The following is a 6,427-nucleotide window of genomic DNA, read 5'->3' as shown; positions in this document are numbered from 1 at the left end:
AAGGGAAATCCAACCAGCTAAACATAGAATTCTACCTGATGGAATGATACGCTTTTTTACGGGTATAGGTTCTTTAAAACCTCCCAGGGGGGGTACATCTATCTTCTATTCAGGAGTATTATACTAAACTATATTAAATTTGGTTAGATTCCTTTTGGAATTTAAATAAAAAACTATTTTAAATTATGAAATGTGTATTTCCCTATCGGGGCGTAAGCAAAGTAATAGATAAGAAAATTAATATCAATTTAGACATGTAATGTTCGTTAGAATAGTAAATAGTTTTCTATCAAATGTTACAACTAGATTATACAAGGGAGGGCAATATTGTTACAGCTTTACGATAAAGATCATAATAAAATAGAAGGATTAATTAAATATGAGGATTACAAGATAGAAAGTGTATTATCAACTGGAGATAAAACACTTTCTTTTTTATATCCTAAAATAGCTTCTGAAAATATTGAGCTTGAAGGATATATCAGAAATAAGACAGATGAATTTGTTATTAAAGAAATTGCTAATAGTGATGATGATTATATTTCTGTATTAACTAAAGTTAATGTTGAAGATTTAGAGGGCAAAGAATGGGATAGATTTGATACCACAGGGCAGACTATAAAAACATCTTTAAATCTAGCATGTGCAGGAACTGGATGGGCAGTAAAGTTAATTGATAATATTACAAAGAAAAGAACAGTAAGAAAGACAGCTTGTTCCTCATGGGATATCATCCAGGAAATTAAAGATACATATAGAGTTGAATTAAGCTTTGATAGTTTGAATAAAATCATAAATGTTTATGAGAAAATAGGAGAAGATAAGGGAGTTTATTTTATGGACTCTCTTAATCTTATAAGCCTTGATTATAACAATGATACAAATGATTTTTATACTAGGATAAGAGCAGAAGGAAAAGATGGCTTAAAGCTTGATGGTAATGGTTATTTAGAAAATTATCAGTATTCAAATAAAGTAAAAACTTTTTACTGGAAAGATGAAAGATATACTATTTTAGAAGATCTAAAAGAAGATGCTAAAGCAAAGCTTGAGGAAGTTTCTAAACCTAAAAAATCTTATGAATGTGATATTGAAGATTTAGCTAAGACAAATAAAAAAGAATATAGCATTTTAGATTTTAACTTAGGTGATATTATAACCTTAATTTCTAAGAAAGACAGGTTTAGAGATAAGCAGAGAATTGTGAAAATCATAGAATATCCTGATGAACCTGAGAGAAATTCATGTGAACTATGTAATACAATGGCTTCTTTTGAAGATATTCAGAAACAAGAAAAGCAGGTTTATGAAACAGTAGATAATATAACAAGTGATGATGGAACAATAGCAGAAACAGCTATTAAAGGTGTTGTAGAGCATATTGTAATAAACAAAGCTGACATCAATGACTTAAATGCAGCTAAGGCAAGAATAGGACAATTAGAAGTTACAAGTGCTACAATAAATGATTTAACTGTTTTTAAAGCAAACATGAATAATTTAGTAGCTACAAAAGCAGATATAACAGACTTAAATACAGCTAATGCAAAGATAGGAATTTTAGAAAACAGCACAGCTTTAATTAATAATTTACTTGCAGGCAACATAACAGCAGACATGACACAAACTATTCATCTTACAGGAAAGAATGTTGTAATTGACGAAGGTATTATAAAAAATGCGATGGTTGAAAGCTTAGATGTAGAAAAGATTAATGCAGGTATAATTTCAACAGATAAGTTTCAAATTAAATCAAATACTGGTGGCATAGAAATTGTAGGAGAAACTCAGCAATGGAGAGATGAAAATGGCAGAGTAAGAATGATTGCTGGAAGGGATAACAACAATAAATTTACCTTTGGTGTTTTTGATGAAACTGGGCAAGGAACTTTAATTGATTCTACTGGAGTAAAAGAAAAGGCTTTGGCTGATGGCATTATTAAAAATCGTATGATTAATAATAATGAAATTAGTGGTGAGAAGATTAATATAGATAGTCTTATAACTGAGGTGAATTCAAATAATACAAGTTCCATAAGATCTACTAAAGTGTTACTTAGTGATGAGGGGCAAACTTTAGATATAGGATTTAAAAATGTTAATAGCAGCATAACTAAGTTAAAAGAAAATACTACAGCATTACAGACAGAAGTAAGTGTTCATCAAGGAAAAATAGAAGGATTAATTAAAGATACTAAAATAGATTCTAATGGAGCAACAGTGAATTTAAAAGATGATTACATATCATTAAAAGCTACAGTTGCAGGAATTAATTCAAGTGTTTCTTCGTTTAATAGCTCACTAAGTTCTTTAAATAGTAGAGTCACATCTAATACAACAAATATAAGTCAGCTTAATAATAAAATAGCTCTAAAGGTTGAGAGCAGTGATGTTATTAATGCTATTAAGCAAATAAATTTTAATTCACCTAATTATATTAAAAATGGCTGCTTTTTAAATGGTTATGATAATTGGGATGAGACTTTAGAAGAAGATTCGATTAAAAGTATTGTTGATAGTACAAGTGGTTATAAAAAATCTTTTAAGATAGTTACTAATGCAAATAATGAAAACATAGTTCAAGATACTGAGGTGTTGCCAGCTAATACAGTCTATACAGCAAGCACATATTGTTTTGTTGAAAAGGGAATAGCTTCTTTAGTAATCTCTATAAGAAATTCAAGTGGAAAAACTGAAACATATGAAGTTAAATCTTCAGGGCTAGGCTGGCAATGGCTTGAATTAACTTTTACTACTAAAATTGCTGATTCAGTTGGTTTATATTTAGGAAATTATTATAATGGATCATCAAGTTTTGGAACTTATTATTTTACTGCAGTAAGTATTGTAAAAGGAAAGTACAGAAATGATTGGCAGGAAAGTTCTACTTATGTTAATACAAGTCTTGCAAACTTAAGCATTGAGAAAAACAAAATTGTTTCAAGAGTAAGTAATGTAGAAACTAAATCAACAAGTTTAAATAATACTGTAAGTAGTCTATCTACAAGGGTAAGCACAGCAGAGCAAGCAATAACACCATCAAGCATAGTTGCTAAAGTGACTTCAGGAATAACAGGAGGAAATCCTTTAAGCACTACAGCTTGGAAGTTAGAGAAAAACAATTTTAATGTATATAATGGAGCATTTAATCTTTACAATAGTAAGAATACTAAGGTGTTCTGGGTTGATACTACAGGTAATACTTCTCTTAGGGGGAGTATTTTTAATTATGATAGTAATAATGTTTTAAGAGCTTCATTAACTGATAAGAAACTTCATATATACAATGAAAGTGGAAGTTACATTGGAGGCCTTGGAAGTAATAGTTATGTAAATAATTCTTCAATTAAAGGTTTAACACTAGATCTTGATATGGCAGGAAAGTATATTTCATTTGCAGTTAAAAAATCATCAAGTTCTAATACTTATAATACAGTTTTTGCTTATCATAGAGCAGGAAGCTTTGATACTGAAGGCTTAAATGGATATGCTAATTTTGATATGCATGGTTATAACATAACTAACTCAGGAAACTTAGTAGAATCAAATTATATAAAAGCAATGAACTGGGTAAGTAATGATGGAGGTGGGGGCACTAATTATATTCAAGTAATAGTAAATAGAACTTCAAATCAATTTGCTAGGGGAATAACAACTTGGGCATCTGATGAAAGACTTAAATTTAATATAAAGGATACAGAAAAAAGTGGACTTGATGAAATAAGTAAGTTTAAACATAGACAATTTAACTGGCGGGAAAATGGCAAGCACCAAGATATAGGATATATTGCACAGGAACTCGAAAAGATAAATCCTGATTATGTTTTTAAAGTTAAACAAGCAAATGGAGATTTTATATATCAAATAAGGTCTGAAATGATTATTCCTGTTTTATCAAAAGCAATACAGGAGCTTAAGGAAGAAAATAATATTTTAAAAGATAGAATAGACAAGATTGGAGGAGTTTAAAGACTTCTCTATTTTTATATTTGAAAGGTAGTGTTTTATGGAAGAATTAATGAGTGCAGCAGGGGTTAGGATATGGATTATTTGTATCTTTACTTTTGTATGTGCTGAAAACAACAGGAGATAGGGAAAAGAGATATCAGTGTTTATTAGATAATATGACAAATAAGTTCAACATTGTTGAAGATATTAAAGAAGATGTGAAAGAGATTAAAAATAAGATTAATTAAGGAGAGATGTAAATGGAACAAATAATAAATGGAGTAATGCCAGCAGTAACAGCAGCATTGGTTGGAGTAATAATTGTAATAATTAAAAATGTGGGAGATGCATTAATTAATTTAGCTGAGGTGAAGGCTAAGGAGCTTGGACAGAAGTATAAATTAGATAAGTATTCAGAGCTTATTAATACAGCTAAGGATATATGGAATATTGTTGAGGAAAAGTATAGGATAACTGAGAATGTTGAAGAGTTAGTTGAGAGTAAAGCTGCGATGTTTGATAGATTACTATTAGCAAAGGTACCAGAGCTAAAAGAAGAACAGATTGAAGAAATAAGACAAACTTTAGCGGGGGAATTTAATAAGGGAAAGGAAAATTTTTGTAAGAAAAATATTAAGGAAGAAAATGTATAATTGAAAATACCTATAAGGAAGTGATTATATAAATAAAGGAGTTAATATGAAAAATAATAGATTTGAAGCTAAAAATTTTATTTTTAATTATTCTATATTAGTATTATTATATTTTATTGGTAGAATCATAAATAATAATGTAGTTTATTTAATAGTATGTGCTTTGGCTACATTACTAATAATTAACAGTATGTGTTATTTAAATACAAATCTAAAGACCAAGGGATGTTCCAAAGGTATAAGAGTAGTATTATCAATATTAGTGCCAAGTTTAATAATTTTATTTTTTTATATGATATTTTAGATCAATAAATAAGTATATTATAGTGCACAGGTTAATTTAAATAAAGAATTATTAAAAATAAACATTTAAATAATAGTAAAAGAGAAAAGTAAAATGCCAGTTTATAAGGCATTTTTATTTTTCTCTTTTTTTAAAATATGAAAGGATGATGTTAAATGAAAATTAATTTAGATATGGGACATGTTTTAAGTGGAGCAGATACAGGAGCAGAAGGTTGTGGAAGAAAGGAACAAGATTGCACTAGAGAAATTGGATATAAGGTTAAAGCTAAGCTAGAAGCTTTAGGACATAGTGTTTGTGTATGTAGTGTAGATAATGCAAGTACAGTAAATGAAAGTTTAGCTGCTAGAGTCAATAAAGCTAATGCTAATGGTGGAGATTTTTATGTATCAATTCATTTAAATGCTGGAGGTGGACATGGTACAGAAGTTTATACATATCAAGGAAAAGAATTAGCAGTAGCAAGAAATGTATTAAATAATATATGTAGATTGGGTTATACGAATAGGGGAATAAAAGGTGCTAATCTTTATGTTATAAATCATACTACTATGCCTGCAATACTTATTGAGTGCTGTTTTATAGATTCAAGTGAAGATATGAAAAGATATAATGCTGAAGATATAGCTAATGCAATTGTAAAGGGATTAGTAGGACAAATAAGTAATAATATAGTTAATGTTAATGAACAGCAAAGTAATCCTAGTGTGAGTAATGATTGGGTAAGGAGATTGCAGGAAGAATGTAATAGACAAGGATTTTCAAATCAAGTTGTAGATGGAATTCCTGGTGGTAATACTTTGGCAGGATGCCCTACATTAAAGTATGGAGCTGAAGGGAAAATAACTAAATTGTTTCAAGAAAAGCTAGTATTATTAGGATATGATGTTGGTGGAATAGATGGTATTTTTGGAGATAGAACATTAAGTGCAGTAGAAGAATGGCAAAGTGATAATTTACTTGAGGTTAATGGAGTGGTTGGAAATTATACATGGAATGTTTTAATAAGATCATAATTAAATTGTTGAAATTGCAATTCGAAAATATTGAATAAAAAAGAAAATAAGTATATAATTAACAAATGAAACAAAAGAAGAGAAGGTTGAGTTAATGTTGCTACTGCAAATAAAAGTAAAAGGAAGATGGGAAAATGAAATCATTAAATAGTAATACTATAATAGTGCAAAAATGCTTGAATAATTTTACAACTGAATAAAATAAAAAACATTTATGATAAATCTCTGTTATAATTAAGTTCCTACACAAAATTCAACAAGGAGATACATAAATGTTTCAGAACACAATTATATCAAACGAACCATCAATATACAAATTTTTTAATCAATTAAATTTTGATTTTTACTTAACAAATCCTCAGTTAAAGCATTTAGAAAATATCATGAATGCTATGATATCTAAAGGCTTTAATGGTAAGATTTCCGACATAGCGGAGCTTGCACCTGCAAGACATCGAACTAGTATAACTAGATTTTTATCAAATAGTTCTTGGGATGAAAATCTT

4 protein-coding genes and 2 pseudogenes are annotated in these 6,427 nt (G+C 28.8%); all 6 read left to right on the top strand.

Annotation, left to right across the window (positions count from 1 at the left end; translation table 11 throughout):
* The first annotated feature begins 327 nt into the window (after positions 1–327).
* Positions 328–3,969, top strand: coding sequence for a phage tail spike protein (locus BM384_RS14555; protein ID WP_090014640.1), 3,642 nt, complete (start codon positions 328–330; stop codon positions 3,967–3,969).
* Positions 3,970–4,006: 37 nt separating this feature from the next.
* Positions 4,007–4,196: pseudogene (locus tag BM384_RS14550) on the top strand (BhlA/UviB family holin-like peptide).
* A 12-nt stretch (positions 4,197–4,208) separates the two neighbouring features.
* Complete coding sequence (locus tag BM384_RS14545) at positions 4,209–4,601, top strand: hypothetical protein (RefSeq protein ID WP_090014637.1); 393 nt, start codon at positions 4,209–4,211, stop codon at positions 4,599–4,601.
* Positions 4,602–4,647: 46 nt separating this feature from the next.
* The gene (locus BM384_RS14540; protein WP_090014635.1) at positions 4,648–4,905 is read left to right on the top strand and encodes a hypothetical protein; all 258 of its coding nucleotides are present in this window, start codon (positions 4,648–4,650) and stop codon (positions 4,903–4,905) included.
* 155 nt (positions 4,906–5,060) lie between these two features.
* The gene (locus tag BM384_RS14535) at positions 5,061–5,921 is read left to right on the top strand and encodes an N-acetylmuramoyl-L-alanine amidase (RefSeq protein WP_090014633.1); all 861 of its coding nucleotides are present in this window, start codon (positions 5,061–5,063) and stop codon (positions 5,919–5,921) included.
* Between the two features lie 272 nt (positions 5,922–6,193).
* A pseudogene (locus tag BM384_RS14530) lies at positions 6,194–6,427 on the top strand (IS701 family transposase); the annotation flags it as partial.

Origin of the sequence: Clostridium sp. DSM 8431 (assembly GCF_900116755.1) — a bacterium.
GTDB lineage: Bacteria > Bacillota > Clostridia > Clostridiales > Clostridiaceae > Clostridium.
The sequence above is the reverse complement of the archived record's forward strand: the minus strand, read 5'-3'. Positions and strand labels throughout refer to the sequence as shown.

Excerpts from the sequence above, each read along its gene's own strand:
- BM384_RS14540 (WP_090014635.1), top strand. The coding sequence starts at position 4,648 with ATGAAAAATAATAGATTTGAAGCTAAAAATTTTATTTTTAATTATTCT.
- BM384_RS14545 (WP_090014637.1), top strand. The coding sequence starts at position 4,209 with ATGGAACAAATAATAAATGGAGTAATGCCAGCAGTAACAGCAGCATTG.
- BM384_RS14535 (WP_090014633.1), top strand. The coding sequence starts at position 5,061 with ATGAAAATTAATTTAGATATGGGACATGTTTTAAGTGGAGCAGATACA.